The organism is Piscicoccus intestinalis NBRC 104926 (assembly GCF_001515525.1).
In the GTDB taxonomy this organism is placed as follows: domain Bacteria; phylum Actinomycetota; class Actinomycetes; order Actinomycetales; family Dermatophilaceae; genus Kineosphaera; species Kineosphaera intestinalis.
This window is the reverse complement of record NZ_BCNQ01000326.1, coordinates 1-751: the sequence shown is the minus strand read 5'-3', so window position 1 is coordinate 751 and position 751 is coordinate 1. Positions and strand designations below refer to the sequence as shown.

Genomic DNA, 751 nt, shown 5'->3' with positions numbered 1-751 from the left:
GGTCAGAGGCGCTCGCGGTTGTGGCCCCAGAAGTGCGGGGTGTCATAGCGGGTGGGGGTCCAAGTGGCGTCGTCGACGATCTCGCCGCCCGTGCCGAACTCGATGCTCAGGTTCGAGGGGCTCTTGCAATAGAAGGAGATCATCTTGTCGTTGCTGTGCCGGCCAAAGGTCTGGGTGAGCCGGGCGGCGCCGGCGAGGACCTTGCCATAGGCGACGCCGACGTCGTTGACCGATTCGACCTCGACCATGAGGTGGCCGAGCAGCGGCTGGCCGGCGGTGGGGGCGAAGGCGATGGAGTGGTGCCGGGGATTGCAGTGCAGGAAGGTGCCGACCCGGCCGGAGGCCAAGTCGATGTGGTCGCTGAGGCGGAAACCGAAGATGTCGACATACAGCTGCTCGTGGCGAGCCTGGTCGGTGACGGCCTGGAAGACGTGCCGAGCCCGAGCGCGCGACCGGCGACGATCCGGTGACCGAGTGGGGAGGCGAAATACGTTCCGGCAGAATTGAATCCGTAGACCAGTTCGATGTCCATCAGCCCGTCCGGGTCGGGCAGTCTCGAAGATGCCGCTGTCGATGGCCATGTAGAGCGGGAGGGCGTTGAGGGAGGTGAAGACGCCGACGGTCCGTTGGGCCTTCTCGACGTTGCCGCCGCCACCTCCACACGCGGAGAGGTTCAAGGCCGACGCCACGACGGCCACGGTGAACGATCGGCGGGAGATGCGGGTCATGTTGTGCTCCTGAGTCTGAAAGG

1 protein-coding gene is annotated in these 751 nt (G+C 65.8%); it reads right to left on the bottom strand.

Features of this window, described 5'->3' with window-relative positions; genetic code table 11:
* Nucleotides 1–2: 2 nt before the first annotated feature.
* Nucleotides 3–751 (bottom strand): VOC family protein (locus tag PINTE_RS21515; RefSeq protein ID WP_217996687.1); only part of this gene is annotated, 749 nt, incomplete at its 5' end.